This is a genomic window from Antarcticimicrobium sp. (assembly GCF_029212575.1).
In the GTDB taxonomy this organism is placed as follows: Bacteria; Pseudomonadota; Alphaproteobacteria; order Rhodobacterales; family Rhodobacteraceae; genus Antarcticimicrobium.
Map to the genome: position 1 here is coordinate 73,025 of NZ_JARGPK010000055.1, position 24,398 is coordinate 97,422.

24 protein-coding genes are annotated in these 24,398 nt (G+C 64.5%); 4 read left to right on the forward strand and 20 right to left on the reverse strand.

Translation table 11 applies throughout. The features are described 5' to 3' along the window. Nucleotides 1–7: 7 nt before the first annotated feature. From P1U75_RS11635 to P1U75_RS11645, 3 genes are read right to left on the reverse strand one after another with little or no spacing between them, the layout of a single operon-like run. Nucleotides 8–601 carry an NAD-binding protein gene (locus P1U75_RS11635; RefSeq protein ID WP_300243439.1) on the reverse strand — a complete coding sequence of 198 codons (594 nt, stop codon included), beginning with the start codon at nt 599–601 and terminating at the stop codon, nt 8–10. Then, nucleotides 574–846, reverse strand: a complete 273-nt coding sequence (locus P1U75_RS11640) for a hypothetical protein (RefSeq protein ID WP_300243441.1) — start codon at nt 844–846, stop codon at nt 574–576. Before P1U75_RS11640 ends, P1U75_RS11635 begins: the two co-directional genes overlap by 28 nt. Nucleotide 847: 1 nt before the next feature. Further along, nucleotides 848–1,459 (reverse strand): MarR family winged helix-turn-helix transcriptional regulator, encoded by a 612-nt coding sequence (locus P1U75_RS11645; protein ID WP_300243443.1) that lies wholly within the window; start codon nt 1,457–1,459, stop codon nt 848–850. A 192-nt stretch (nt 1,460–1,651) separates the two neighbouring features. Here P1U75_RS11645 and P1U75_RS11650 point away from each other — a divergent pair, with 192 nt between their 5' ends. Beyond that, entirely contained in the window at nt 1,652–3,199 is a 1,548-nt protein-coding gene (locus P1U75_RS11650) for an MDR family MFS transporter (protein WP_300243445.1), read from the forward strand. Here the strand turns inward: P1U75_RS11650 and P1U75_RS11655 are convergent, their stop codons facing one another. The 14 genes from P1U75_RS11655 to P1U75_RS11720 all read right to left on the reverse strand — a co-directional run bounded on the left by P1U75_RS11655 (nt 3,200) and on the right by P1U75_RS11720 (nt 15,645). Further along, entirely contained in the window at nt 3,200–4,507 is a 1,308-nt protein-coding gene (locus tag P1U75_RS11655; protein WP_300243447.1) for an ATPase, read from the reverse strand. 104 nt (nt 4,508–4,611) lie between these two features. Next, complete coding sequence (locus P1U75_RS11660; protein WP_300243449.1) at nt 4,612–5,106, reverse strand: prepilin peptidase; 495 nt, start codon at nt 5,104–5,106, stop codon at nt 4,612–4,614. 4 nt (nt 5,107–5,110) lie between these two features. Continuing rightward, the gene (locus tag P1U75_RS11665; RefSeq protein WP_300243451.1) at nt 5,111–5,959 is read right to left on the reverse strand and encodes a tetratricopeptide repeat protein; all 849 of its coding nucleotides are present in this window, start codon (nt 5,957–5,959) and stop codon (nt 5,111–5,113) included. 30 nt (nt 5,960–5,989) lie between these two features. Then, nucleotides 5,990–6,580: a tetratricopeptide repeat protein gene (locus tag P1U75_RS11670; RefSeq protein WP_300243454.1), complete on the reverse strand. Its 591-nt coding sequence runs from the start codon at nt 6,578–6,580 to the stop codon at nt 5,990–5,992. 5 nt (nt 6,581–6,585) lie between these two features. Continuing rightward, on the reverse strand, nt 6,586–7,566 hold the full coding sequence (locus P1U75_RS11675; RefSeq protein ID WP_300243456.1) for a type II secretion system F family protein: 981 nt from the start codon (nt 7,564–7,566) through the stop codon (nt 6,586–6,588). A 9-nt stretch (nt 7,567–7,575) separates the two neighbouring features. Then, nucleotides 7,576–8,544 (reverse strand): type II secretion system F family protein, encoded by a 969-nt coding sequence (locus P1U75_RS11680; protein WP_300243458.1) that lies wholly within the window; start codon nt 8,542–8,544, stop codon nt 7,576–7,578. Next, the gene (locus P1U75_RS11685; RefSeq protein ID WP_300243460.1) at nt 8,544–9,998 is read right to left on the reverse strand and encodes a CpaF family protein; all 1,455 of its coding nucleotides are present in this window, start codon (nt 9,996–9,998) and stop codon (nt 8,544–8,546) included. The genes P1U75_RS11680 and P1U75_RS11685 overlap by 1 nt, the downstream gene beginning before the upstream one ends. Before the next feature lie 22 nt (nt 9,999–10,020). Further along, nucleotides 10,021–11,256, reverse strand: coding sequence for an AAA family ATPase (locus P1U75_RS11690; RefSeq protein ID WP_300243462.1), 1,236 nt, complete (start codon nt 11,254–11,256; stop codon nt 10,021–10,023). A gap of 195 nt (nt 11,257–11,451) precedes the next feature. Beyond that, nucleotides 11,452–12,111 (reverse strand): OmpA family protein, encoded by a 660-nt coding sequence (locus P1U75_RS11695; protein ID WP_300243464.1) that lies wholly within the window; start codon nt 12,109–12,111, stop codon nt 11,452–11,454. Nucleotides 12,112–12,126: 15 nt separating this feature from the next. After that, the gene (locus tag P1U75_RS11700) at nt 12,127–13,545 is read right to left on the reverse strand and encodes a type II and III secretion system protein family protein (RefSeq protein ID WP_300243466.1); all 1,419 of its coding nucleotides are present in this window, start codon (nt 13,543–13,545) and stop codon (nt 12,127–12,129) included. 188 nt (nt 13,546–13,733) lie between these two features. Beyond that, on the reverse strand, nt 13,734–14,591 hold the full coding sequence (gene cpaB / locus P1U75_RS11705; RefSeq protein ID WP_300243468.1) for a Flp pilus assembly protein CpaB: 858 nt from the start codon (nt 14,589–14,591) through the stop codon (nt 13,734–13,736). Between the two features lie 140 nt (nt 14,592–14,731). Beyond that, entirely contained in the window at nt 14,732–14,911 is a 180-nt protein-coding gene (locus P1U75_RS11710; RefSeq protein ID WP_300243470.1) for a hypothetical protein, read from the reverse strand. 109 nt (nt 14,912–15,020) lie between these two features. After that, a complete protein-coding gene (locus P1U75_RS11715; RefSeq protein ID WP_300243472.1) occupies nt 15,021–15,200 on the reverse strand; it encodes a hypothetical protein in 180 nt (59 codons plus the stop codon). Nucleotides 15,201–15,465: 265 nt separating this feature from the next. Then, nucleotides 15,466–15,645: a hypothetical protein gene (locus P1U75_RS11720; RefSeq protein WP_300243472.1), complete on the reverse strand. Its 180-nt coding sequence runs from the start codon at nt 15,643–15,645 to the stop codon at nt 15,466–15,468. Between the two features lie 355 nt (nt 15,646–16,000). Here P1U75_RS11720 and P1U75_RS11725 point away from each other — a divergent pair, with 355 nt between their 5' ends. Next, nucleotides 16,001–16,822 (forward strand): lytic transglycosylase domain-containing protein, encoded by an 822-nt coding sequence (locus P1U75_RS11725; RefSeq protein WP_300243474.1) that lies wholly within the window; start codon nt 16,001–16,003, stop codon nt 16,820–16,822. A gap of 34 nt (nt 16,823–16,856) precedes the next feature. On the opposite strand, the gene P1U75_RS11730 is transcribed toward P1U75_RS11725, so the two are convergent. After that, on the reverse strand, nt 16,857–17,480 hold the full coding sequence (locus P1U75_RS11730; RefSeq protein ID WP_300243475.1) for a 3-oxoacid CoA-transferase subunit B: 624 nt from the start codon (nt 17,478–17,480) through the stop codon (nt 16,857–16,859). 3 nt (nt 17,481–17,483) lie between these two features. Beyond that, a complete protein-coding gene (locus P1U75_RS11735) occupies nt 17,484–18,188 on the reverse strand; it encodes a CoA transferase subunit A (protein WP_300243477.1) in 705 nt (234 codons plus the stop codon). 295 nt (nt 18,189–18,483) lie between these two features. On the opposite strand from P1U75_RS11735, the gene P1U75_RS11740 reads away from it, so the two are divergent. Then, complete coding sequence (locus P1U75_RS11740; protein ID WP_300243479.1) at nt 18,484–19,491, forward strand: hypothetical protein; 1,008 nt, start codon at nt 18,484–18,486, stop codon at nt 19,489–19,491. Between the two features lie 379 nt (nt 19,492–19,870). After that, nucleotides 19,871–21,592: a hypothetical protein gene (locus P1U75_RS11745; RefSeq protein WP_300243481.1), complete on the forward strand. Its 1,722-nt coding sequence runs from the start codon at nt 19,871–19,873 to the stop codon at nt 21,590–21,592. A 225-nt stretch (nt 21,593–21,817) separates the two neighbouring features. Here the strand turns inward: P1U75_RS11745 and topA are convergent, their stop codons facing one another. Next, the gene (gene topA / locus P1U75_RS11750; RefSeq protein ID WP_300243483.1) at nt 21,818–24,397 is read right to left on the reverse strand and encodes a type I DNA topoisomerase; all 2,580 of its coding nucleotides are present in this window, start codon (nt 24,395–24,397) and stop codon (nt 21,818–21,820) included. Nucleotide 24,398: the final 1 nt, after the last annotated feature.

A 24,398-nucleotide genomic window follows, 5' to 3' on the forward strand; every position in this document is an offset into this window, starting at 1 on the left:
CTTTGCTTCAGCCCCGCCGGGTCAGCGCGCGGATTGCGGCCCGGACGGTTTCGGGCAGGGCGGTGTCGGCCCCTTCGGGCGCGGCGTCAAGCGCGCTGTCCACGTCCTTGACCAGGATGCCGATGGTATTGTCCTCTGCCCAGCCGTCGCGGGCGAACTCGATCGCCTCAAAGCCCGACGCCAGCCAGTTCTGCCCGGATGAGGTGTGGATCAGCGCCAGCAGCTTGTCCTCCTCCAGCCCGGAGGCATCGGCCCAGTCGAGCACCAGCCGCGTCATCGCGGTGTTGGACGCCGCCAGCAGGTTGTTCAGAACCTTGGCCTGCATCCCGGCGCCGTATCCGCCCATGCGGTGGAAATGCGCGCCCATCGCATCGAACAGCGGTTGCGCGGCGTCGAGGTCGGTCGCGTCGCCGCCCGGCATGAAGCTCAGCCGCGCCTCTTGCGCCGCGATCCGGGCGCCCGACATCGGCGCGTCGATCAGCGCGACATGCCCGGGCACCCGGTCGCGCAGGTCGCGCACGTAGCGTGGCGACAGGGTCGAGCAGAGGATGACGCGCGTCAGCCCGGGGGCGGTCAGAAGGTTCTGCCGGCCGAACAGCACCGCCTCGGTCTGGTCGATGTCGCGACCACGGTGATCAGCGTGCGCAAGTCCTGCGCGAAATCCGCCGGATCGTCGGTCATCGCCGGGGCCAGCGGGCCGAAGTCGGCTGGCGGACGGATGTCGAACCCCCACGCGTCAAGATCCAAGGCGCGCAGGGCAGCCAGCATCGGCGCGCCCATGCGATCGCAGCCGGCCACGCCGATGCCATCCCGCTCCGCCGGTGTTACCCGGTCCGATCTGGCCATCTCAGCCCTTGTCCGTTGCGGACGGCAGGCTGGCGACCAGCGCGGCGATCTCTTCGGCGAAATGCTCCGAGCCCATGCCTGGGGCCTCCTCGGTCCATTTCGAGAACCGGTCGAGCAGCGGCAGGAAGGTGTCGCGCTCCTCCTGGCTCCAGCCCGACAGGAAATCGCCCATCAGCAGGAACTTGTACCGCCGCACCGCGCGGACGATCATCTTGCCGTCCTCGGTCAGCTCGACGATGGTGCGTCGCGCGTCCTGCTGGCTGACCGCGCGCCGCGCCAGCCCCTTGGCGATCAGGTCGCTGACCAGCCGCGAGGCGCGCGACGGGTCGATACCCAGCCGCTCGGCCACGGTCGAGACCATGGTTTCCTGACCTTCCTTGCAGCGGAATTCCCGGGACGGGGCCCAGATCGCCATCAGCACGTCAAGCTGTGCCAGGTCCAGCCGGTCGGCCAGTTGCAGATGGCGCAGCGCGCTGGCGCCCAGCTCGCGCTTGTGCCAGCGCCGCCGCCATTGCTGCATCACGGCGTCGATTTCCAGCGCCGAGTCCACCGCGCGCGGCTCCACGCCCGCCCGGAAAAGAAAATCCCGCATCTGATCGTCGCGCGAAGCCATGCCGCCGTCCCCTTGCCGTGATCCTCTGTGCCCCGGGATGCGCCATTTGTAAATTACATGCTATTGACATGCAATTGAGTCCTGCACATAAGTGCCGATAACAAGTGAACTCCCTAACTTGGCGGCCCGCGGTTTCGATGGTTTTCCACGGGTCGCTGTTTTTCGCACCGATGTTTCCAGGGCTGATTCAACGTGACGACCTATCCCGCACCGACAGACGATTTGCAGGCCGAGGACAACCGCGCCGACAAGATGCGTGTTCGCCTCGCGATCCTGGCCGCAGCGTCGGTGCTGTTCGTGACCTCGCTGGGCCAGACCAGCGTCACGCCGGCGCTGCCGATCATCGTCGGCCAGCTGGGCGGGCTGGACCGTATCACCTGGGTGGTCACCGCCTATCTGCTGGCGGCCACCGTCGGCGCGCCGGTGCTGGGCAAGATGGGCGATCTGTTCGGGCGCCGCGCCGTGCTTCAGGCCGGGATCGGCGTGTTTCTCAGTGGCGCCCTGATCTGTGCTCTGGCGCCCAGCATGGAGGTTCTGGTCATCGGCCGTTTCGTGCAGGGGCTGGGCGGCGGCGGGCTGATCGTGGTCGCGATGGCCTCGGTCGCCGATGTGCTGCCACCGCGCCAGCGCGGCCCCACGCAGGGCGCGCTGGGCGGCGTGTTCGGGCTGTCGACCGTGGTGGGGCCGCTGGCCGGGGGCTTTCTTGCCCAGCATCTGGGCTGGCGGTGGATCTTCTGGGTCAACATGCCGATCGGTCTGCTGGCCCTTGTGGTGCTCAGCCTCTCGCTGGCGGCGCGCCCGCCCCGCGCGCGCCCCTCGATCGACTATCTCGGTGCGGTGCTGCTGGCGGTGACGCTGTCCTGCACGGTTCTGATCTTTTCGGCCGGGGGCGTCAGCCTCGGCTGGGGCAGTCCGGGCATGGCGGCGCTGGGCGCGGGGCTGGTGCTGGCCCTTGCCGGGTTCATCCTGACCGAACGCGCGGCGAAGGAGCCGATTCTGCCGCTCACGCTGTTTCGACTCAACAATTTCGTCGTGGCCAATCTCACCGGGGTGATGGTGGGCGGCGCGATGTTCGGCACCATCACTTTCATCCCGATGTTCATGCAGGTGGTCAAAGGCGTGGCGCCCTCGCCCTCGGGGATGTTTCTCACGCCGATGATGCTCGGGCTGGTCGGCACCTCGGCGCTAGCCGGGCGGTTCATGGCGCGCACAGGGCGCTATCGGTTACTGCCGGTGTTCTCGACGCTGATCCTTGCCCTTGGCATGTCCGGAATGGCCACCGTCGGGCCCGAGACGCCCAACGCGCTGATCGTGCTTTTCGTCTTCATCGCCGGCGTCGGTATCGGCCCGGTCATGAGCGTGAACGTCACAGCGATCCAGAACGCGGTGCCGCGCGAAACCGTCGGCGTCGGCACCGCCAGCGCAAACATGTTCCGGCTGATCGGCGGTGCGGTCGGAACCTCGGCGTTCGGCGCCATGTTCGCCACCGGGCTGGCAGCGCGGCTGTCGGCGTTGGGTCTTGAGGGGATCGGTGACGGCGGGCGGCTGACCGGGGCCGCGCTGGCGGCACTCGGCCCGGACCAGCGCGACCAGGTGACCGCCGCCATCGCCGAGGCGCTGCATCCGGTGTTCTGGTGCGCCGCCGTGCTGGGCCTGCTGGCCAGCGCCGTGGCCCTGCTGATGCGCGAGCGGCCGCTGGAGGATACCCTGGCGCCAAACCGGCCCGCGCCGGCCGAGTGATCACTTGGTGATCTTGGACTCGCGCACGAACATGTTGTCCCAGGCCCGGTCGACCAATTCGGGCGTCATCTGATAGGGGATCCCCTCGAACTCACAGATCGAGATCATCTGGTCGATCAGGAACACCGGCTGATAGTTGGCATAGACGTCGTTGATCTGGGGGTATTTTTCCATCAGCAGATAGCGCAGCGCGGGCTCGTTCAGCGGCATCTTCTTCTTGCGCGCGACCATCGCGAAGATCTTCAGGAAATCCTCCTGGCTGGGTCCGTCGATCAGGATCTTGAAGAAGATCCGGCGCAGCGCGGCCTGGTCGAAGATCTCGTTGGGATGGAAATTGGTCGAGAAGATCACCAGCGTGTCGAAGGGCACCTCGAACTTCTCGCCCGATTGCAGCCCGAGGATGTCCTTGTCCTCCTCCAGCGGCACGATCCAGCGGTTGATCAGCGCCTGTGGCGGTTCCGCCTGCCGGCCCAGGTCATCGACGATGAAGATGCCGCCGGTGGACTTCAGCTGCAACGGCGCCTGATAGGTCCGCGCGGTGGGGTTGTAGACCAGGTCCAGCATGTCGAGCGACAGCTCCCCCCCCGTCACCACGGTCGGCCGTTCGCAGCAGATATAGCGGGCATCGCTCCGGCGCGCACGCCGCAGGCTGTGCGGGTCGTCCTCGACCTCGGGGATGGCGGTGTGCACCACCGGATCGTAGACGGTGATCACCTGCCCCGAGTACTCGATCGCGCGCGGCACGTAGATAAGATCACCCAGGGCGGCGCGGATGCCGTTGGAGATCGAGGATTTGCCGTTGCCCGGCGGGCCGTACATCAGGATCGAGCGTCCCGCGCTCACCGCCGGGCCGAGGTGGTCCAGCAGATCGCTGGGCAGCACCAGGTGCCCCATCGCCCGGGTCAACTGATCGCGGGTGACCTGGATGTTGCGGATCGACTGCCGCTTGACCTGCTCGGCGTAGACCCGGAGCGGCACCGGCATGGCGCCGAAATACTCCGACTGCGCCAGCGCATCCAGCGCCCGCGCCCGGCCCGCATCGGTCAGCTGGTAGCCCATCTCTTTGCTGGCGGTGGCGCTCAGCGTGCCGGTCGCCTCCAACAGTTTCTGGGTGCGTGCCATGTCCACCAGTTCCTGGGTGATCGGGATCGGCAGGCACAGCGCCTGCGCGGTCTCGCTGACCGTTTCGGCATTCTTGCGGAACATGGTCTTGAGCAGGATATCCCGCATCATCACGAGAGGCAGATGCATCTCGTCGAGGCTGTGCGGCATCTGCGGCGCGAACGCCGGGCTGGTCTGCATATTCATGGTCGTGGCACTCGTCGTTCCGGTCCGGTCGATCGTCAGGCGACAGTTTGCCCGCTCATTGTGGCATCAGATGGGCAAGGACGGGGCAGCTTGGCGCAGTGCGCTCAGCGACCGTAGGCCGCCCCCAGGACAAGGTAGAGCGCCAGCGTGCCGCCCAGCGACAGCCCCATCGGAAATTTCCAGCCGGCCTCCCAGCTTTTCCAACCGGGCGCGATCCGGCGCAACGGGGTGAATTTCGCCAGCCGGTGGGTGGCGAAGGCCGCCAGCAGGTTGGCGGCGAACAGCGCCAGCAACATGCGCAGGTCGCCCGGGGCGACAAACGGGGCGGCGGCAGCGGCGAATTTCGCGTCGCCGGCCCCCACCGCGCCGGCCGAGGCCAGCGCGAAGCCCGCCACGAGAACCGCCAGCATCTGCACCAGCCGCATCCCGTAAGCGGGCAGGGGCAGGGCGATCAGCCCGACGATCAGAAAGACCGTCGCCAGCGCCAACACCGCCTGGTTGGTGATGCGCATCTGGCTGAGATCGGTGAAACAGACATAAAGGCAGATCGGCAGGACAAAGGGCAGGAACCACAGCGCCGCCGTGCTGGCGAGGGCCATGGGCTCAGCCGGTCTCGAGCGCGCGGAGCGAGCGGACCGCCTCTTCGAAGTGCTGCGGATGGGTGCTGATTGCCTCGCGCAGCAGCCCCTTGCCGGTGGCGACGTCACCCTGCTTGACCGCCGACAGCGCCATTGTATGCAAAAGCTGCGCCCGCTCGGTCTGGTCCATCGGGATGACCGGCAGGCTGTAGTTGCGCTGCGCGCCCCGGGCCAGCACCAGGTTGTTCTTGGCGGTGAAAAGCGTCGGATCCTGCCGGATGGCATCGCCGAACAGCCGCTCGGCATCGCTGAAATCGCCACGGGTCAGCTTGGAATAGCCCCAGTTGTTCAGCACGCCCGAGGGCCGCGTGGTCAGCCCGACGGCGGTTTCGTAAAAGCTGTCGGCGCGGGACCATTCGCGGTTCGAATCCGCCACCATCGCCTCCAGCCGGTAGCGTTTGAAGGTCTCATGGGTGGGCGGGACGCCGTCCAGCACCTGCTTGGCGCGTTTCCACTCGCCGTTGCGGATCAGCGCATCGGCGAAATCCACCTTGTCGTCGTCGGTGGTGCCCTCCATCTCGATCACCCGGGCCCAGGCCGCAACCGCTTCGGTGTTGCGCCTGGCCCGGACCAGAGATTTGGCCAGACCGCGCTGAAGTTCGACCTTCTCGGGCTTGGACTTGAGAGCGCGGGCAAAGTAATCGACCGCCTCGTTGGGGTCGGCCACGGTCAGCATCACGTCGTTGAGGTTGTTGTCATCGACGACATTGACGTCCTGGAACGCCCGTTCGACGGTCTCGCTTCCCTTCTCGGCGCAGGCCGACAGGGTCAGCGCCGCCGCCAGGCAGCCCGGAATCAGGATCAGGTGGCGCATGGTTTGCGTCCTTTACTGCTCTCGCCTCGATCATGGTGTCTTGCGGATCAGAAAGTCGCTGCTGCCCCGCCGCACCAATTTGTATTCTTGGTTTTGTTCGCCATTATTAGCAGGATTTTCCGATTTTGCGAGGGCTAAGCGCAGATTGTCGCGGATTGCGTCACTTTCGCCATCGTCCAGCGCATAGGCCTTGCGAAAGATTGCGCCGGCCTCGGTCAGTTTGCCGCGTTCCATCAGCACCACGCCGAGGTTGTTCCAGGCTTCGGGCCAGTCGGGGGCGGCCTCGACGGCGCGGCGCAGCATGTCTTCGGATTGGCCCAGACGGCCAAGGCCGAGATTGGCACTGCCCAACCCGGTCATGATCTCCGGGCTCATGCCATCCACAAGCGCCGCGCGGGTAAAGGCATCGAGCGCCAGCTCGAACTCTCCCGCCGCCATGAGCCTGTGGGCCACATCGATGCTGTCCTCGGCCGGGGCGCGCAGGTTGACGCCCGGCGCATAGGGGCCGCCCTGGGGGCCATTGATCTGTTCCGGCGCGCAAGCGGCCACAGCCGCAAAGGCGGCAATGGCCGTGGTCAGTCTGAAAAGCGGTGCGGCCTGCGTCACACCCGGTGGTGCCATGTTTGTCAGTTGCTCATGTTGCCCAGGTTCAGGATGCCGTTGACCGAAGGGCCGACCAGGATGATCAGCAGCGGCGGAACCGTCAGCATCATTGTGGCAAGGGTCATTTTGGTTGGCAACTTGTTTGCCGCCTCTTCGGCGCGCATCACGCGCTTGTCACGCATCTCGCCGGCATAGACGCGCAGCGCCTCGGCGATCGAGGTGCCGAAGGTGGCCGACTGGATCATCACCGTGACGAAGGACGCCACGTCCTGCACGCCGCAGCGCGTGGCCATGTCGCGCAGCACCCTGTCCTTGTCCTTGCCGGCTTTCATCTCGTAGGCGACGATCTCGAACTCGTCGGCCAGTGCCGCGCAGGAGCCGTGCAGCTCCTTGGCGACGCGCACGATCGACTGGTCCAGCGACTGGCCGGCCTCGACGCAGACGAGCATCATGTCCAGCGCGTCGGGAAAACCGCCGGCGATCGCCTCCTTGCGCTCCTCGACACGGCGGGTGACCCAGTATTTCGGCAACAGGTATCCCACCGCGCCCGGTCCGATCACGTACATCACCAATTGCTGGCTGCTCAGCGCGCTGTTTCCGCCGAGGTTCATGACGTACAGGAATCCGGCAAAAAGCCCCAGAATGCCCAGCGCGAACTGGGCAAAGTGAAAGAACCGCACCGCGTCCTTCGATTGATACCCCGCCTGGCGCAGCTTCAGCTGCATCGCCGACAATTCTTCGGCGTCCTGCGGTTCGAGGAAGGTGGCGAAACGTTCCAGCTTCTTGTTGCCGCCGCGCTGTCGTAGCTGTTCCTTTTTGGACTTCGGCTTGTTCGCGGTTTCACTGTCGCGTTTGAGTTTCTTCAGCGGGTCCTCTGGCTGGTTCAGCAGCAGGGGGACGGTCAGAAGGATCATGAACATCCCCAGCACGCCGACCACGATCAGCGGGCCGAACTCTCCCAGTTGGCCGGTCAGGAAGTCATTGATGCGGTTCAGCAGATCCATGTCGGGTCCTCACACTTTGATGTTGGTCAGCATGCGCATCACGAAAAGATTCGCGCTCAGAAAGATGCCGACGACGAAGCAGGCGGGAACGAACCACGGATGGGTCATCACCTCGTCATAGTAGCCGGGATCCTTGACCAGCAGACCGACCAGGCACAGCAGGGGGAAGGCCGACAGGAACTTGCCCGACCATTGTGCCTCGGCGGTGATCGCCTTGACCCGGCGGAACAGGCGGAAACGGGCCCGGATCACCTTTGCCAGCCCGGCCAGAACCTCGGCGAGGTTGCCGCCGGACTGCTGTTGAATGGTCACTGCCACGGCCAGGAACCGCATGTCCTGCATGTCCAGACGCTCCGACATTTCCTTCAATGCCTCGGCCACGTCGCGGCCATAGGCGGCCTCGTCGGCGATGATGCCGAACTCGGTCGCCAGCGGGTCCTCGACCTCTTGCGCCACGATCTGGATCGCCGAGGTGAACGGGTGCCCGACGCGCAGGCTGCGGACCATCAGTTCGATCGCGTCGGGAAGCTGCTCCTCGATCAGCGCCATACGCTTCTTGGCCTTGTGGTTGATCCAGAAATAGACCGCGCCGATGCCGATCCCCAGCGAGGCGATCGCGCAGACCAGCGGGCTGGTCTCGGTGCCGATGGTCAGCACGGCAAAGGCCAGCATGGCCAGCCCGCCCATGATCATGATCAACTGGCGCGGGGTAAAGGCGATGGCCGCCTTCTGCGCCTTGTCCGAGATCAGCGAATAGAGCGGGATCGACTGCGTCTTCATGTGCTGGCGCATTTCCTTGCGCAGCTGCTCCAGCACCTGTTCGCGCCCGGCGCCGTTGTTGAGCATCTCCAGCCGGCGGTTGACCTTGTTGTTCAGGCTGATCGACTTGCCGAAGGACACCAGGTAGATGCCCTCGACCAGCACCAGCACGCCGATAAAAATCAGGCCGTAAATGATCGCTTCCACGCCGAATTGCATCACGACATCTCCATCGTGGTGGGTTCATAGATCGAGGCCGGCAGGTCGTAGCCCCACATCCGGAACCGTTCCGAGAAATGGCTGCGCACGCCGGTGGCGGTGAAATGGCCGATGATCTTGTTCTCCGGTGTCAGCCCGACGCGCTGATAGCGAAAAATCTCCTGCATCGAGATCACGTCGCCCTCCATGCCGGTCACCTCGGTGATCGAGACCATGCGGCGCGAGCCGTCCTGCAACCGGCTGGCCTGCACGATCAGGTTGGCGGCGCTTGCGATCTGGCTGCGCAGCGCCTTGATCGGCATCTCGATCCCGGCCATGGCGACCATGTTCTCCAGCCGGCTGACCGCGTCGCGGGCCGAGTTGGCGTGGATCGTGGTCATCGATCCGTCGTGGCCGGTGTTCATCGCCTGCAGCATGTCGATCACTTCCTCGCCGCGGGTCTCGCCGACGATGATGCGGTCGGGGCGCATCCGGAGCGCGTTCTTGAGACAGTCGCGCGCGGTGACCTCGCCCTTGCCCTCGACGTTGGCCGGGCGGCTTTCCATCCGGCCAACGTGGACCTGCTGAAGCTGGAGTTCCGCCGTATCCTCGATGGTCAGGATGCGCTCGGAGTTGTCGATGAAGCTGGACAGCGCGTTCAGCGTCGTCGTCTTGCCCGAGCCGGTACCGCCCGAGACGATGACGTTCAGCCGCGTGGCGACCGCGGCCTGGAGATAGGCCGCCATTTCCTCGGTGAAGGCGCCGAAATTCACCAGTTCGTCGATGCTCAGCTTGTCCTTCTTGAATTTCCGGATCGAGACCAGCGATCCATCCACCGCGACCGGCGGCACCATCGCGTTGAAGCGCGACCCGTCGGCCAGGCGCGCGTCGACATAGGGGTTGGATTCATCCACCCGCCGACCCACCGCCGAGACGATCTTGTCGATGATCCGCAGCAGGTGGCGTTCGTCCTTGAAGGTGACATCGCTGATTTGCAGCTTGCCGTCGCGTTCGACAAAGATCTGGTGCGGGCCGTTGACGAGGATGTCGCTGACCGTTTCGTCCCGCAGCAGTGTCTCAAGCGGCCCCAGGCCGGTGACCTCATCGTAGAGTTCCTTGATCAGGGTCTGCCGGTCCTCGCGGTTGAGCACGATGCTTTTTTCCTCGAGGATCTCGCTGGCGATCGTGCCGATCTCGGCGCGCAGGTCGGCCTCGGTGGCATGTTCCAGCGCCGAAAGGTTGAGGTTGTCGAGCAGCGCACGGTGCAGTTCGAGCTTGATCTCGCTCATGCGTTCCTTGCGCTTGCGTTCACGGTCCTCCGGGGGGGCTTTGGCGTTGGCCGCCGGCATCGGCTTGCGCAGCCGTATCGACTGTTTCGGCGCCTCTTCGACCTTGGGGGCTTGCGGTTTCAGCCGGGTCACGTTCGCGCGCGAGGTTCCGGCCGCCGCGGCTTCTTTCTTGAACTTGGAAAACATCGTTATTGCCCCTTTGTCGGTGTCAGGCCGCTTCGGCCTCTTCCTGGCCCAGGTCGTGGATTGACTGGGCCAGTTTGGCGATCTCGCGTCGCAGTGGATTCTTGCCGCAGGACGAGGCCAGCGGTTGACCATGATCGCAGGCCTGGGTGATCTGCCGGCCGCCATCGGGCAGCTGCAGGTCGATCGAAATACCCAGCGACTCGCCCATGCGACGAACCCGGCTCTTGCCCGACAGATCGGTGAATTTCGGGGCCCGGTTCAGCGCGAAGCGCATCTTGTTGAACGGCAGGTCCTCGGATTGCAGCGCGCGCTTCAGCCGCAGCGTGTTCTGGGCCGAGCGCATGTCAAGCTCCACCATGGCGAAATAGACATGCGCCGCCTGCAGCGTGGTTTCCGCCCATTGCACGATGGTCTTGGGCATGTCGATCACGACATAGTCGAAATGCTTGCGGGCCATGTCGATCAGGCGCTGCACGTCGTCCGGCGACACCAGGTCGAGCGGAACCATGTCGGTGGGCGCGGTCAACACGTGCAGCTTGTCGTCGAAGGTCTGCAGGGCCTGAGCGAAGATGTCGTCGTCCATGCTCTCGGTATCCGACAGCATGTCAAACACGATCTCGCGGCGCGGCAGGTCGAGATAGGTGGCGACCGAGCCGTATTGAAGATCCAGGTCGATCAGGCAGACGCCCGGGGCGTCCTTGTCGTCCGAATTGGCCAGTTCCCAGGCCAGGTTCACCGCCAGGGTGGTGGCGCCGGTGCCGCCGGCCAACCCGTGCACGACGATCACAGCCCCCTCTTTCTCGGCGCCGCTGGACAGCTGCGCGGCGGCCGGAACCGGAACCGCGGCAACGGGCTGCGTCCTGATCCGGTCGATGGCTTCCTGCAATTCGCCCTCGGGCAGTGGGTAGGGCACGAATTCCTCGGCCCCCTTGCGCAGCAACTGATGCAGCGAGGCCGGGGTGACATCCTCCGCGATCAGGATGACGTTGATCCCGCGCGCCTTGGCCTGGCCGATGATCTCGTCCAGCAGGACGAGGTTGTCTTCGTCGTCGCGGTCGATGGCCAGGGCGACGAATTCCAGGGCGTCCGCCTCGGGTTGCCCAAAAAAGGCCAGCGCCTCGGCAAATCCCAGGTCGCCCCAATTCTCGCCAAGCGCGGTTTCCATGTCTTCGATCAGAAGGTCGAAGTTCTGGACGTCCCGACTGATCGTACAGGCGACGATCGGTGCGAATTCCGTTTGCTGCACAGCGCTGCCCATTGCCAAGTTCCTTTGTTCGGTCATCTCCGGGCCTTTAGGCCGGACGCGCCCTGTCGGGGCTGCCCGAGGTCCGGCGTACGACTCATTGCGGTCGCACGTTTCCCATTACCGATAACATCGTTGACAATCTGGGCGAGATTTGGGCCGAAAAACCCCAATTGTGGGGAAACCCGCGACGGTTCTCTCTCTCGAAGGCTATTGTCCTTCGTTGAGCGATGACTGGTTTTGGCTCAACCCGGTCGGCGGCACCGCGCTCTCGACGTATTCGCGATAGACGACCTGTGCGTATTTCCCATCAAGAACAGTGGGATGCCGTTTCAGGAAGCCCGAAACCTCGGTCACGGTGCGGCGGTTGCGCCGCTCTCGGCCCTGGGTCACGATCAGCGGCTGCCGCTCGCCATAGGAGACCACGGCCTCGAGCCGGGCGCGGCTGATGCCGCGGGACATCAGATAGGCGACCGCCGTATTGGCGCGGCGCTGGCCAAGGCGGCGGTTGTAGGCGTCGGAACCGACCGCGTCGGTATGGCCGTAGACGCGGAAACGAACCTCGGGAAACTGCCGGATCCAGTCGGCCTGCCGGGACAGGACCGCGCGCGCGGCGCTGTCGAGATGCGCGCTGTCGAAGGCAAAGGTAATGGTGGTCGGCACCTCTTCGGCGAACCGGTTGGCAAGGCTGACCAGATAGTCCTTTTCGCCGTTCATGATCATGGTGTTGTTCAGGGTGGCATTGCCGAACATGCCGGTATCGACCTGAGCGCCGGCCTCCCGCAGGAAGCTGTTGGGAACCGGCCCCCATGTCTGGGCACAAGCCCCCAGCGCCAGTGTCAGTCCGAGACCTGCGATCAACTTGTGCATGCCGGTCCTCCCCCCTCAGTCCATCACGTAGCCGTAGGACCCGCTGAAATCCTGCTTGGCCACTTCACTGGCCGGGCCGCGCGGCAGCCGTTCGGTCGAGCCGGTGCGCCCGAACAGGAACAGGTCGCTTTCGGTCGGCGGTTTCACCCGGTCCGTGGGCAGGGCGAGTGCCTCGCCGCGCGTCGGGGTGACCAGATGCGCGGTGGTGATGATCACAAGCTCGGTCTGGCTGCGTTGGTAGTCGGCGCTGCGGAACAGCGAGCCCAGAACCGGCACGTCGCCGAGCCAGGGAATCTGGGAGGCATTGTCGAGGAAATTGTCCTGGATCAGACCGGCGATGGCAAAACTTTCGCCGTCGCGCATCTCCACCGTGGTCGAGGTCTCCCGCCGCGAGAACGAGCCGACCTCGAAACCGTTGACATTGATGGTGTTGGAGCTGTCGATGGCAGAAACTGCGGCCTTGAGTTCCAGGTTGATCAGATCGCCGTCCACCACCCGCGGCACAAAGGCCAGCTCGATGCCGAAGGGCTTGAATTCGATGGTATAGACCCCGTTGTCCTGCGCCACCGGGATCGGGTATTCGCCACCGGCGAGAAAGGTCGCCTCCTGTCCCGAAAGCGCCGAGAGATTGGGCTCGGCCAGGGTGCGCACCACGCCCTTCTGTTCCAGCGCTTCGAGCAGCAGGTTGACCTGGAAGGCACCGGCGTTGAAGCCGAAGACGACGGCGCCGGCGTTGTCGTTGGCGGTGGGAATGTTGCCGATCAGCGAATTGGTCAGCGAAGTCTGGTTGTTCAGCGTGCCGGTGCCGCCGGTTGCGCCGAAATTGGTGCCTCCGGTGACCCCGAGCGAGGAACTGAGCGATTTCGACACGTTGCGTTGCATCTCGGCAAAGCGGACCTTCAGCATCACCTGCTGCACGCCGCCGACACTCATCAGGTTGGACACCCGTTCGGGCGCATAGCGTTCTGCAAGGTCCAATGCCCGCTGCAGCTTTTGCGCGCTCGACGCGGTCCCCGACAGCACGATGCCATCGTTGGCGGTGCGCACCTCGATCTTTTCGCCCGGCAGGATCTGGCGCAGCCGCTCCTTGAACTCGGTGACATCGGCGGCGACCTTGACATCGACGTTGGTGATCAGCCGCCCGGAGGCGTCGAGCAACGTCAGCGTGGTCAGGCCGGGGGATTTGCCCAGCACGTAGATGGTGCGATCCGACAGCGAGGAGATATCGGCGATGCCGGGATTGGCAATGCTCAGCTCGGCAAAGGGTTCGTCGCTTTCGACTACCACCGCCCGGTTCATCGGGACGTCCAGTACCGTGGCCGTGCCCTTCTTGACGACGCGCAGCGTCTCGGCGTGAACCGGCGTTCCAACAGGAGCCATCATGCCAAGCGCCACCCCAAGCAGGGCGGCCTTCATCCAGTGGTTCAATGCCATGTGACCTGCCTCTCCGATCACGCCTCAGTGCCAGATCTTGTTGTCCGGCCGTAATATTCACTTTGGGGGATAAAGGATTTTTTTTCAAGAATCAATGATTTCCACCCGTACGCTTATGTGGACAACCGGCAACAGCAGATGGGCGGCCCATCCAGGACCGCCCAATTCCGGCTCTGCCCGGTGGTCACTCAGTTCGTGCAGGGGATTGGAATTTCGACCACTTCCGAGCCGCGCCGGGTGCGGATGGTGCAGACCTCGGGCGTCTTGGTCACCTCGGCCTTCTCCAGGTCCTCGAGCCCCAGCAAGGCGCGCTGATCGACCTCGATCGCTTCGACGATGGTGTCGTCCTCGACCCCCACCAGCGCCAGCGACAGCCGGCCGGTGGTCTGCGCCTGGGCCAGGGCGGCAACCTGTTCGGGGCGCACCGACACGGTGACGGTGCGGGCGATGGTGGCGCCATCGACGTCCCCGTCGGCGGTCTGGTCCACGGCGATCAGCTGTACCCCGGATTCGATCAGGCGGGTCACCTCGCCGCGGGCGCCTTCGACCGTGTCGCGGATCGAGCCGGTCCAGTAGACGTCCACCCGGTCGCCCGGCCGCAGGAACCCCGACACCCCCGAGGACACATCGACCCGGATCGCAAAGGCCCGCATGCCGCGCGCCAGTTGCGAGGTCAGCCCGGCGTCCTGGCCCGGCTTGGTCACCTTGACGGCGAGGATTGCCTCGTCCTTTTCCATCGCGCGCAGCACCACGCGGGTCTTGGTGGGATCTTCCGAGATCAGGTCCTCAAGGCTGGTAAAGGCCCCCTCGGGGATCGCGTTCTGCGGCCAGCGCACCTTGCGCAGGCTGTCCTCGGTCAGCGCCTCGCCGTAGCGCAGGGCGCGGCGGGCGACATAGACCTCGCGGGTGGGCACCACGGCCTCGCGCGTGGATCTTTCCTTTGCCAGCGCCTGCTGGTAATTGTTGATGTAGTTCTTGGCCATGTAGACTGCGCCACCCGCGAGGGCGACACCGATGACCAGAACAAGGCCAAAGACTGCACGCATAGCGATACCTCTCACCGTTTGTTCTCTGCCGCCGAGGCGGTTGGAGAGTGAAACTGATCAAACCCTACCCGGAAATTGTGGCGAATTCGGGGTGGCCTTCCGGTTTCGGCGGGGCATATGCCCCGCGCCGGAGCTGTCGGTTACTCGAATTCCTTGTCTGCCAGGTATTCGCCCACGTTTTCGCCCAGGCCGCCCGAGGCCTCCTGCAGCGCCGCGATGGCGAGGCCGCAAAGGGCGACGACCGCGGCGGTGAGCACGACCCAGTCCACCGTGACTGCGCCCCTCTCGTCGCGGGCCAGCCTCTTAATTACCTTGAACATCACAACCTCCTTGCCGTCCTGTCTGTTCGGACCGGCCCATTCAGGCTCGGGGCCGCGTCCCGGAAACGGAACACGGCCCCAAGACAAGCGCTGGAATTTCGGCAACGGATCAGCTGGGATCCTTGCCTTCGATGAACTCGCCGGTCGACTCGGTCAGGCTGGTGGTGCCGTCCGAAATCGCGGTATAGGCAGCGCCGGCCAGGGCGACAACGGCGGCGGTCAGCACGACCCAGTCGACAGTCACGGCGCCGTTTTCGTCCTTGCGGAAATTCTTGATGAACTTGATCATTGTTGGTCCCTCCGGGGGGTTGATGGCTTTTGCTCGAACCGCGCCGACCGGTCTGTCGTCCGTTCTCACCCGGACCCGCTCGACGTGGCAAGGGCGATTAAAGGCGGTGATTGGGGCAGCAATTTGGCGGTGGAAAGAAATTTCGGGGCCCGTTCGTCGGGTGCGGGCGCAGCTGCGCAGTGGGGCATCAGGCCAGTGCAGCACGCAGCAAAGGCCGCGACCCTGACGGGACGCGGCCGATGATGACACATTTCGATGCGACGGATCAGCTGGGATCCTTGCCCTCGATGAACTCGCCGGTCGACTCGGTCAGGCTGGTGGTGCCGTCCGAAATCGCGGTATAGGCGGCGCCGGCCAGGGCGACGACGGCGGCGGTCAGCACGACCCAGTCGACAGTCACGGCGCCGTTTTCGTCTTTGCGGAAATTCTTGATAAACTTGATCATGGTTGGTCCCTCCAAAGGATCGCAAGAGTGTATTCGGTAACCCCGTCGTCCGATGGAACCTGCTCTCTCATCGGCTCCGTCCGTCGTGGTCTGACGTCATATAGCCAAGCACTCGTGGCAGGAATTGGGCCAAAAGGCGGATTTTTCGGAGCAATCGGATCCGATCTGCGGGTTTCGGCATATGATATTGAAAAATTTGAAGGATAATTCCCCGCATCGATCGGAAATTACCAAGCGTCCGATGCAAAACGGTGTCAAAACCGGCAAAAATGACAAAAATAGGGCGGAAAATCTGGCCTCGAAGGCGGATTTGACCCAGACTCCCGAAAAACGCCGAGAGCAAAGAGGCGAGCAGATGCAGTTCAGAGACATCGGCGCGGCAGCGCTCGTGCTGGCATGCGCCGTCTTGCCCGCCGGCGCCGAGGCGCCCGCACCCTATCCGGAGTTTCAGGCCAAGCGGGTCAGGCCGCCGGCCCCCGGCACCGCGCGCCGGATCACCGTTCAGATCGACCCGGAGGAACAGGCCGCGCGGCTGGCCGCCGCCCCGCCGCCGGTCGATCCCGCCCCAAAGGGCGCCGGGGCGCCGTCGTCCCCCGGGCGCTACGACTGGTTCTGGCAGACCATCTCGCCGGACCTGGCCGAGGCCAGCCCGGGGCGGCTGCAGGGCGCGCTGCAATTGCTCAGCGGCGCGCAGGAGGTGGCCGCGCCGCGTCTGCAGGCGCTGCAGGAGATCGCCCGCGCCCGCGGCATCCCGATCCTCACGGCGACCGTGGGCACGCGGGTCTCCCCGGCGCTGGTGCTGGCGGTGATCGCAGTGGAATCCGGCGGCCGGCCCGATGCAGTCAGTGGCGCCGGGGCGCAGGGGCTGATGCAGCTGATGCCCGATACCGCCACGCGGTTCGGCGTCACCGACAGCCTCGCGCCCGACGACAACATCGCGGGCGGGGTGAAATATCTCGACTGGCTGATGGAACGGTTCGGCAACGACCCGATCCTGGTGCTCGCCGGCTACAACGCGGGCGAGGGGTCGGTCGCCAACCACGGCGGCGTGCCGCCATTCGCCGAGACCCGCGATTACGTGCCAAAGGTGCTGGCCGCGTTCCAGGTGGCGCGCGGGCTGTGCCTGACACCGCCCGAGCTGATCTCGGACGGCTGCGTCTTCAACGCAATGGACTGAGCCTTGCCCCGGCCCGGTGCCGGGGCAAGGCCGGTCAGACGATGGTGGCCTCGGTCGAGGCGACCATTTCCTCGTGGGTCACGCCGGGCGCAAGCTCGACGATGTGCAGCCCCTTGTGATCCACGTCCAGCACACCGAGGTTGGTGATGATGCGGTCGACCACGCCCTTGCCGGTCAGCGGCAGCGTGCAGTCCTTGAGAACCTTGCTTTCGCCGGCCTTGTTGGTGTGGTCCATCACCACGATCACGCGGCCGACGCCGGCGACCAGGTCCATCGCGCCGCCCATGCCCTTGACCAGCTTGCCGGGGATCATCCAGTTGGCCAGATCGCCGTTCTCGCTGACCTCCATCGCGCCCAGGATCGCGGCGGCGATCTTTCCGCCGCGGATCATCCCGAACGAGGTGGCGCTGTCGAAATAGGCGGTGCGGCGAAGCTCGGTGATGGTCTGCTTGCCGGCGTTGATCAGGTCGGGATCCTCGTCCCCCTCAAAGGGAAACGGGCCCATGCCCAGCATGCCGTTTTCCGATTGCAGCGTGATGTCCTTGTCGCCGACATAGTTCGCCACCAGCGTCGGAATCCCGATGCCGAGGTTCACATACATGCCGTCTTCCAGCTCTTGCGCGGCGCGCTCGGCCATTTGGTTGCGGTCCCATGCCATGGTTCAGGCCTCCTCACGCTTGCGGGTGGTGCGCTGTTCGATGCGCTTTTCGTGCGTGCCCTGCACGATGCGGTGCACGTAGACGCCGGGCAGGTGGATGCTGTCGGGGTCCAGCGTGCCGGGTTCGACGATTTCCTCGACCTCGACGACGCAGATCTTGCCGCACATCGCCGCTGGCGGGTTGAAGTTGCGGGCGGTCTTGCGGAACACCAGGTTGCCGGTGGTGTCGGCCTTCCACGCCTTGACGATGGACAGATCGGCGAAAATGCCCTCTTCCAGGATGTAGTCCTGGCCGTTGAAGGTCTTGACCTCCTTGCCATCGGCGATGACGGTGCCGACCCCGGTCTTGGTATAGAACCCGGGGATGCCGCAGCCGCCGGCGCGCATGCGCTCGGCCAGGGTGCCCTGCGGGTTGAACTCCAGCTCCAGCTCGCCCGACAGGTACTGGCGCATGAATTCCGCGGTCTCGCCCACGTAGGAGGACATCATCTTCTTGACCTGCTTGGTCTGGAGCAGAACACCCAGCCCGAAATCGTCGACACCGGCGTTGTTGGAGGCGACGGTCAGATCCTTGGTGCCGGCGTCGCGGATCGCTGCGATCAGCAGTTCCGGGATGCCGCAGAGGCCGAAGCCGCCTGCCGCGATCAGCATGCCGTCGAACAGCACGCCATCCAGCGCGTCGGCGGCGGTGGGGTATATCTTATTCATGGATCACTCCCTAAAACCCAGGTTGCGGCAATCACTGCCGGGCAGGGCGGCAAGAGTCAATGTTCCGCCCCGGCTGCGCCTATGCTGCGGCTGCATGTATCCTGACTGACCCCACCCGGCCAATACGTAGAAATACCCCAATCCGTAGAAATACGCGGGATGGTCCCCGGAAGGGGGCTGGCCGCCGCTTTCCCGACGTCGAAGTGCCACAATCTCGCGGTTCACTCCCGCCCCGGCACGCCCGAGTCGATTCCCGGGTGAGGCAAGTGACCAGGGTTGCAAGGACGGAGGCCCCATGACCGGAACCTATGCGGAGTTCCTCGACGCGCTGCGGATGCGCGAATCCTCCGGCGACTACAGCGCGGTGAACACGTTGGGCTATCTCGGCGCCTATCAGTTCGGCGAAGCGGCGCTTGTCGATCTCGGCTTCGTCATCCGCGACGCCAACCCTTACGATAACCATTTCGACGCCGGGTTCAGTGGTAAGCTGGGGATTACCTCCGCCGCCGATTTCCTTGCCGCGCCGGGGGCGCAGGACACCGCCGCGGAGGAGTGGATGAAGCTTTTGTGGCGCTATATCGGGGCGGTGGAGGTCGATGCGGTGCTCGGCCATGTGATCGGCGGCATCCACCTGACCGCCAGCGGCATGCTGGCCGGGGCGCATCTGCTGGGCGCGGGCGGGCTGCGCGACTGGGTGCGCTCCGACGGCAGCCTCGACCGCAGCGATGCCTATGGCACCTCCATCACCGACTACCTCGAGTTCTTCGGCGGCTACGAGATCCCCTTCGTCGCCTCGGCCACCCTGACCGGCGATGACCGCCTGTCGGGCGGCGCGGGTGATGACCGGATCGCCGCGCTCACCGGCGCGGATGTGATCAAGGGCGGAGAGGGGGACGACACGCTGCTGGGCGGGGCAGGGCGCGACCGGCTCAGGGGCGACGCCGGCGACGACAGGCTCAAGGGCGGGGCAGGGCGCGACCGGCTGGATGGCGGCGCCGGTGACGACAGGCTCATCGGCGGCGCCCACCGTGACCGGCTGAACGGGCAGGCCGGGGACGACAGGCTGACCGGCGGCGGCGGGGCCGACAGGTTCATCTTCCGCTCGTCCGGCGGCAACGACACGATCACCGATTTCCGCGACGATCTGGATAGGCTGGTGTTCCGCAAACTGGACGGGGCCGCCGAGATCCTGACCCAGGCCACGCAGGTAGGCGAGGACGTGCTGTTCGACTTCGGCGGGGGCGACACGCTCAGGGTTCTGGACACCACGATCGGCGCGTTGAGCGACGATATCCTCGCCTGAGCGGCGATGTGAACAGGGGCTTTCCGGGGCTTTACCCCTTGGTTGGCTTTTCCGTGACCCGCTCCAACGGGCCAGTCCCGTGCATGCGGAACCGTCGGCCTTGCGGACAAGGCGGGCACGCGTGCAAGCTCGGCCTGCGGCGTTTGGTCAAGACCGTTTGCCCGCAAACAGCGCTCCCCGGTCAAACGCCGATCAACTCCGCCTTCGCAACCGGAAGTTGCGATCATATTGCGTGCCATTTGCCCGCATCATCGCACAGTTGGTGCAACAGATTTTCAGGATTGATGTAGGCAAAAAACGGTGTCAATAAAAGGGGATGAGGCCCTTCAATCGAGGAAGGCCGGTTTTTTCAGAACCAAAACCACTCGAGTAGCAAACAATGATTGAGTATGTTGCTGGCACAGGTGCCGTCGACCTGATTTCACAGACTTATGGACGCCCGTTCGACCTGAACGTCGCGCGGATCGCCGGTATCCATGATGGCAGGATCACGCTGCTTGGTGGGGATGCCATCGACAAAGGCCCCGACAAGGACAGCTATCCGGTCACCAATGTCATTGTCGCATCGCTGAGTGACTTCGCCGTTGAGGATACCTATACCATCTACGACCAATCGGGCAGAACGCTTGAGACGGGCGCATGGCCTCCAACGTTGCTGACCGACGCCGACATCTCCGACACCGGCACGCTGTTCCTGAGTTTTCGCCAGTTCGCAGACAGTGCCGATTATCCGTCAGAGACGGAACAGGTTATCGTGACGTCCACCCGGTCCGGCCTGGGAACAGTCAAGAGTTCTATCCCGGCCGATTATGACGATCATGGCTATTCATACGATGCCAAGCTGCAAACCCTGGCTGGCGGAGATGTGCTCGCTGTCATTCAGGTGGGCCAGAAAATGGTGGCCCAGAAGTACGCAACCGATGGAACCCCTGTCGGGGATGAGTATTTTCTGACCAGCCATCGCCCCGATCCGTTTCACAGCTTTGTTCCTGAAGATGCCTTCGGCCCCCTTACATTGAAGAAGCAGGACAGACTCGTCACCTGGCAGGCAAACGACTATGGTGAAAAGAAGGTTCTGGGTGTCGTCGTTGACAAATTCGGCGTGGCGAAGTCCGAGACGCTGACCCTGGCCGACCCTTTCGAAGCAGACAAGGGCGTTCATACCCACGAACTGGTGCAGTTGAAAGGCGGCGGTTTCGCGGTGTTCTGGCTCGAAACGCCCGAGAGTGGCTGGGTCAACTATATATCGCTCAAATACAATATTTTTGACAAGCACGGCGAACAGGTCGGGTCCACGACCACGCTGCATACTGCGGACAAGGTTCCTGGGGGGTATGCAAGCATGCCGTCGCAGCTCTCCCTCGACGTTCTCGACAACGGCGCATTTTCGGTGGTCTGGCAGTCCGACAGCACCAACATCGCGTTCTTCGACAATGCCGGTCGCCAATTGGGCAACGCCTCCGAAGTTCCCGGCTCGGACCTGTTTTTCAGCTATACGATTCTCGATACCGCGACTCTGCCGAATGGGGACCTGGTGTTGTATTCGTCAATTTACGGCGACGCGACCGAAGGAACCGCTTTGCTCACCCGGTTGGAGACACTCGAAGTAGAAATCGATTTCAGTTCGACGCGGGGGGACGATTGGCGGCTGGGCACGCAAGATGGCGACAGGATTTCCGGCCTCAAGGGCGATGATCGGCTGGACGGATTCGACGGTGGTGACAGGCTTGTCGGGGGGCGAGGTGCGGATCTGCTGAATGGTGGCCGTGGGAACGACACGCTTGTGGGCGGACAAGGCGCGGATCTGCTGAATGGCGGCCGTGGGAACGACACGCTTTCCGGAGGCAAGGGGCCGGATACCCTGAAGGGCGGTTCCGGGCGGGACGTTTTCGTTTTCGACGCGAAGATGAACGAAGGCCGGGACACGATCGAGGACTTCAATGCAAGAAGCGACACGATCAGAATCATGAAGGCCGACTATTCCGATCTGATCTTCTCCAGGATCGCCGACGGCGTCAGAGTGGACTACGACGGAGGTTCGTTCGATCTGGTTGGTCTGAAAATGAAGGCCTTATCCGAGGACATCTTCGACTTCGGATGAGCTCGACCAGCCAGAAGCCATGTCAGGCGTGGATCAAACTGGATCGATTTAGCTGTCGATCTTGGCGTTCCGGGCGCGTTGCGAAAACGGAAAGGCAATGACCATGACGTTCGTAGCTTGGCAGGAGGCAGGTAAAATGGGTTCGAACCGGCCCTTGCCCCCCACACGATAGGAAAAAGCGCGCCGCCCGGGCGACGCGCCGTTTCACATCGGACCCGGCGCGGCCTACTCCCCCGCCGCCGTTTTCTTGGCCGCTGGTTTCTTTTTCGGTGCGGCCTTCTTCGGCGCCGCGGTCTTCTTGGCGGCGGTCTTGCGCGCGGGCTTCTTCTTGGCCGCCTTCTCTGCGATCAGCGCAACCGCCTGCTCCATGGTCAGGTCCGCCGGCTCGGTCTCTTTCGGCAGGGTGGCGTTGACCTTGCCCCATTTGACATAAGGACCGTAGCGGCCATCCATCACGTTCACCGGCCCGCCCTCGGTGGGGTGTTCGCCCAGCTCCTTGAGCGGCTTGGCCGCTGCCCCGCGCCCACCGCGCGCGGCCTTCTTGGCCAACTCGTCCACGGCGCGGTTGATGCCGATGGTAAAGACATCCTCGACGTCCTTGAGGTTGGCATAGATCTTGCCGTGCCTGACGTAAGGCCCGTAGCGACCGATCGCCGCCTCGATCATCTCGCCATCCTCGGGGTGCGCCCCGATCTCGCGCGGCAGGTTCAGCAGCATCAGCGCCTTGTCCAGGTCGATCTGGTCCAGTTCCCAGCCCTTGGGAATCGAGGCGCGCGGCGGTTTCGGCACCTCCTCGGTGGCCTCGCCGCGCTGCACATAGGGGCCGAACCGCCCCTTGCGCAGGCTGATCACCTCGTCATTGTCATAGCCCAGGATCTTGCCGTCCGGGCCGATTTCGTCGCTCTCCATGCCCGGCGGGCCGAAGGGGCGGGTATAGCGGCACTCGGGGTAGTTCGAACAGCCGATGAAGGCCCCGCCCGAGCGCGCCGTGCGCATGCTCAGCCGGCCCGCGCCGCAATTGGGGCAGAGCCGGGGATCGCTGCCGTCCTCCTTCGGGGGGAACAGGTGCGGCTCCAGCACCTCGTTGATCTTTTCCAGCACCTCGGTGATGCGCAGTTCAGAGGTCTCGGCGATGGCGGCCGAGAAATCGCGCCAGAACCGCGCCAGAACGTCCTTGTAATCGGCCTCGCCGGCGCTGACCTCGTCCAGCTCGTTCTCGAGCTCGGCGGTAAAGTCATAGCCCACGTATCTGCGGAAATAGTTCTGCAGAAAGGCGATCACCAACCGGCCCTTGTCCTCGGGGATCAGCCGGTTCTTTTCCTTGCGGACATAGCCCCGGTCCTGGATCGTGGTGACGATGCTGGCATAGGTCGAGGGCCGCCCGATGCCCAGTTCTTCCATCTTCTTGACCAGCGTCGCCTCGGTATAGCGCGGCGGCGGCTGGGTGAAATGCTGCTCGGGCGTCACGCCGCGCTTTTCCGCCTTCTCGCCCTGCATGATCTGCGGCAGGCGCTTGTCGTCCTCGTCGGTGACGTCGTCGCGCCCCTCCTCGTAGACCCGCATGAACCCGTCGAACAGCACCACCTGCCCGGTCGCGCGCAGCCCGACCTGGCCGTCGGCGCTAGCGATCTCGACCGTGGTGCGTTCCAGCCGGGCCGCCTCCATCTGGCTGGCCAGCGTGCGTTTCCAGATCAGGTCGTAAAGCTTGCGCTGATCCGCATCCGCCCCCTTCAGCGCCTCGGCGTCGCGGGTCATCTCGGTCGGGCGGATACATTCGTGCGCTTCCTGCGCGTTCTTGGCCTTGTTCTTGTAGATGCGCGGGCTGCCGGGCACGTATTCGGCGCCGTAGCGCTCCTTGATCGCGTCGCGCGCGGCGGTGACCGCCTCGGGTGCCATGTCGATGCCGTCGGTCCGCATGTAGGTGATATAGCCCGCTTCGTAGAGGCGCTGTGCCGTGCTCATGGTCTGGCGCGCGCCCATGCCGAACTTGCGGCTGGCCTCCTGCTGCAGGGTCGAGGTCATGAAGGGGGGCGAGGGGTTGCGGTTGGCCGGCTTGGCCTCGACGCTGGCGACGCTCAGATCGCGGCTGGTGATCGCCTGCACCGCCAGCTCGGCCTGGGTGCCGTTCTCGATGTCGAATTTGTCGAGCTTCTTGCCCGCCAGGATCGTCAGCCGGGCCTCGTACTCCTGCCCGCGCGGGGTGGAAAGCACCGCCTTGACCGTCCAGTATTCGCGCGGGTTGAACGCCTCGATCTCCATCTCGCGTTCGACGATCAGCCGCAGGCAGACCGATTGCACGCGTCCCGCCGATTTAGCCCCGGGCAGCTTGCGCCAGAGCACCGGCGAGAGGTTGAAGCCCACAAGGTAATCCAGCGCGCGGCGCGCCAGATAGGCCTCGACCAGCGGCGCATCTACGTCACGGGGGTGTTTCATCGCCTCGGTCACCGCGTCCTTGGTGATGGCGTTGAAGGTCACCCGCGACACCGCGGTGTCCTTCTTGATCGACTTGCGCTTGGTCAGCGCCTCCTGCAGGTGCCAGCTGATCGCCTCGCCCTCGCGGTCGGGGTCGGTGGCGAGGATCAGCGCGTTGTCCTCTTTCAGCGCATCGGCGATCGCCTTGACATGTTTGCGGCTGTCGGCGGCGATCTCCCATTTCATGTCGAAATCATGCTCGGGATCGACCGATCCGTCCTTGGGCGGCAGGTCGCGCACATGCCCGTAAGACGCCAGAACGGTGTAGTTGGGGCCGAGATATTTGTTGATCGTTTTTGCTTTGGCCGGGGATTCGACAACAACTACGGGCATT

Excerpts from the sequence above, each read along its gene's own strand:
- P1U75_RS11640 (WP_300243441.1), bottom strand. The coding sequence starts at position 846 with ATGGCCAGATCGGACCGGGTAACACCGGCGGAGCGGGATGGCATCGGC.
- P1U75_RS11645 (WP_300243443.1), bottom strand. The coding sequence starts at position 1,459 with ATGGCTTCGCGCGACGATCAGATGCGGGATTTTCTTTTCCGGGCGGGC.
- P1U75_RS11655 (WP_300243447.1), bottom strand. The coding sequence starts at position 4,507 with ATGAATATGCAGACCAGCCCGGCGTTCGCGCCGCAGATGCCGCACAGC.
- P1U75_RS11660 (WP_300243449.1), bottom strand. The coding sequence starts at position 5,106 with ATGGCCCTCGCCAGCACGGCGGCGCTGTGGTTCCTGCCCTTTGTCCTG.
- P1U75_RS11665 (WP_300243451.1), bottom strand. The coding sequence starts at position 5,959 with ATGCGCCACCTGATCCTGATTCCGGGCTGCCTGGCGGCGGCGCTGACC.
- P1U75_RS11670 (WP_300243454.1), bottom strand. The coding sequence starts at position 6,580 with ATGGCACCACCGGGTGTGACGCAGGCCGCACCGCTTTTCAGACTGACC.
- P1U75_RS11675 (WP_300243456.1), bottom strand. The coding sequence starts at position 7,566 with ATGGATCTGCTGAACCGCATCAATGACTTCCTGACCGGCCAACTGGGA.
- P1U75_RS11680 (WP_300243458.1), bottom strand. The coding sequence starts at position 8,544 with ATGCAATTCGGCGTGGAAGCGATCATTTACGGCCTGATTTTTATCGGC.
- P1U75_RS11685 (WP_300243460.1), bottom strand. The coding sequence starts at position 9,998 with ATGTTTTCCAAGTTCAAGAAAGAAGCCGCGGCGGCCGGAACCTCGCGC.
- P1U75_RS11690 (WP_300243462.1), bottom strand. The coding sequence starts at position 11,256 with ATGGGCAGCGCTGTGCAGCAAACGGAATTCGCACCGATCGTCGCCTGT.
- P1U75_RS11695 (WP_300243464.1), bottom strand. The coding sequence starts at position 12,111 with ATGCACAAGTTGATCGCAGGTCTCGGACTGACACTGGCGCTGGGGGCT.
- P1U75_RS11700 (WP_300243466.1), bottom strand. The coding sequence starts at position 13,545 with ATGGCATTGAACCACTGGATGAAGGCCGCCCTGCTTGGGGTGGCGCTT.
- cpaB (WP_300243468.1), bottom strand. The coding sequence starts at position 14,591 with ATGCGTGCAGTCTTTGGCCTTGTTCTGGTCATCGGTGTCGCCCTCGCG.
- P1U75_RS11710 (WP_300243470.1), bottom strand. The coding sequence starts at position 14,911 with ATGTTCAAGGTAATTAAGAGGCTGGCCCGCGACGAGAGGGGCGCAGTC.
- P1U75_RS11715 (WP_300243472.1), bottom strand. The coding sequence starts at position 15,200 with ATGATCAAGTTCATCAAGAATTTCCGCAAGGACGAAAACGGCGCCGTG.
- P1U75_RS11720 (WP_300243472.1), bottom strand. The coding sequence starts at position 15,645 with ATGATCAAGTTTATCAAGAATTTCCGCAAAGACGAAAACGGCGCCGTG.
- P1U75_RS11725 (WP_300243474.1), top strand. The coding sequence starts at position 16,001 with ATGCAGTTCAGAGACATCGGCGCGGCAGCGCTCGTGCTGGCATGCGCC.
- P1U75_RS11730 (WP_300243475.1), bottom strand. The coding sequence starts at position 17,480 with ATGGCATGGGACCGCAACCAAATGGCCGAGCGCGCCGCGCAAGAGCTG.
- P1U75_RS11735 (WP_300243477.1), bottom strand. The coding sequence starts at position 18,188 with ATGAATAAGATATACCCCACCGCCGCCGACGCGCTGGATGGCGTGCTG.
- P1U75_RS11740 (WP_300243479.1), top strand. The coding sequence starts at position 18,484 with ATGACCGGAACCTATGCGGAGTTCCTCGACGCGCTGCGGATGCGCGAA.
- P1U75_RS11745 (WP_300243481.1), top strand. The coding sequence starts at position 19,871 with ATGATTGAGTATGTTGCTGGCACAGGTGCCGTCGACCTGATTTCACAG.
- topA (WP_300243483.1), bottom strand. The coding sequence starts at position 24,397 with ATGCCCGTAGTTGTTGTCGAATCCCCGGCCAAAGCAAAAACGATCAAC.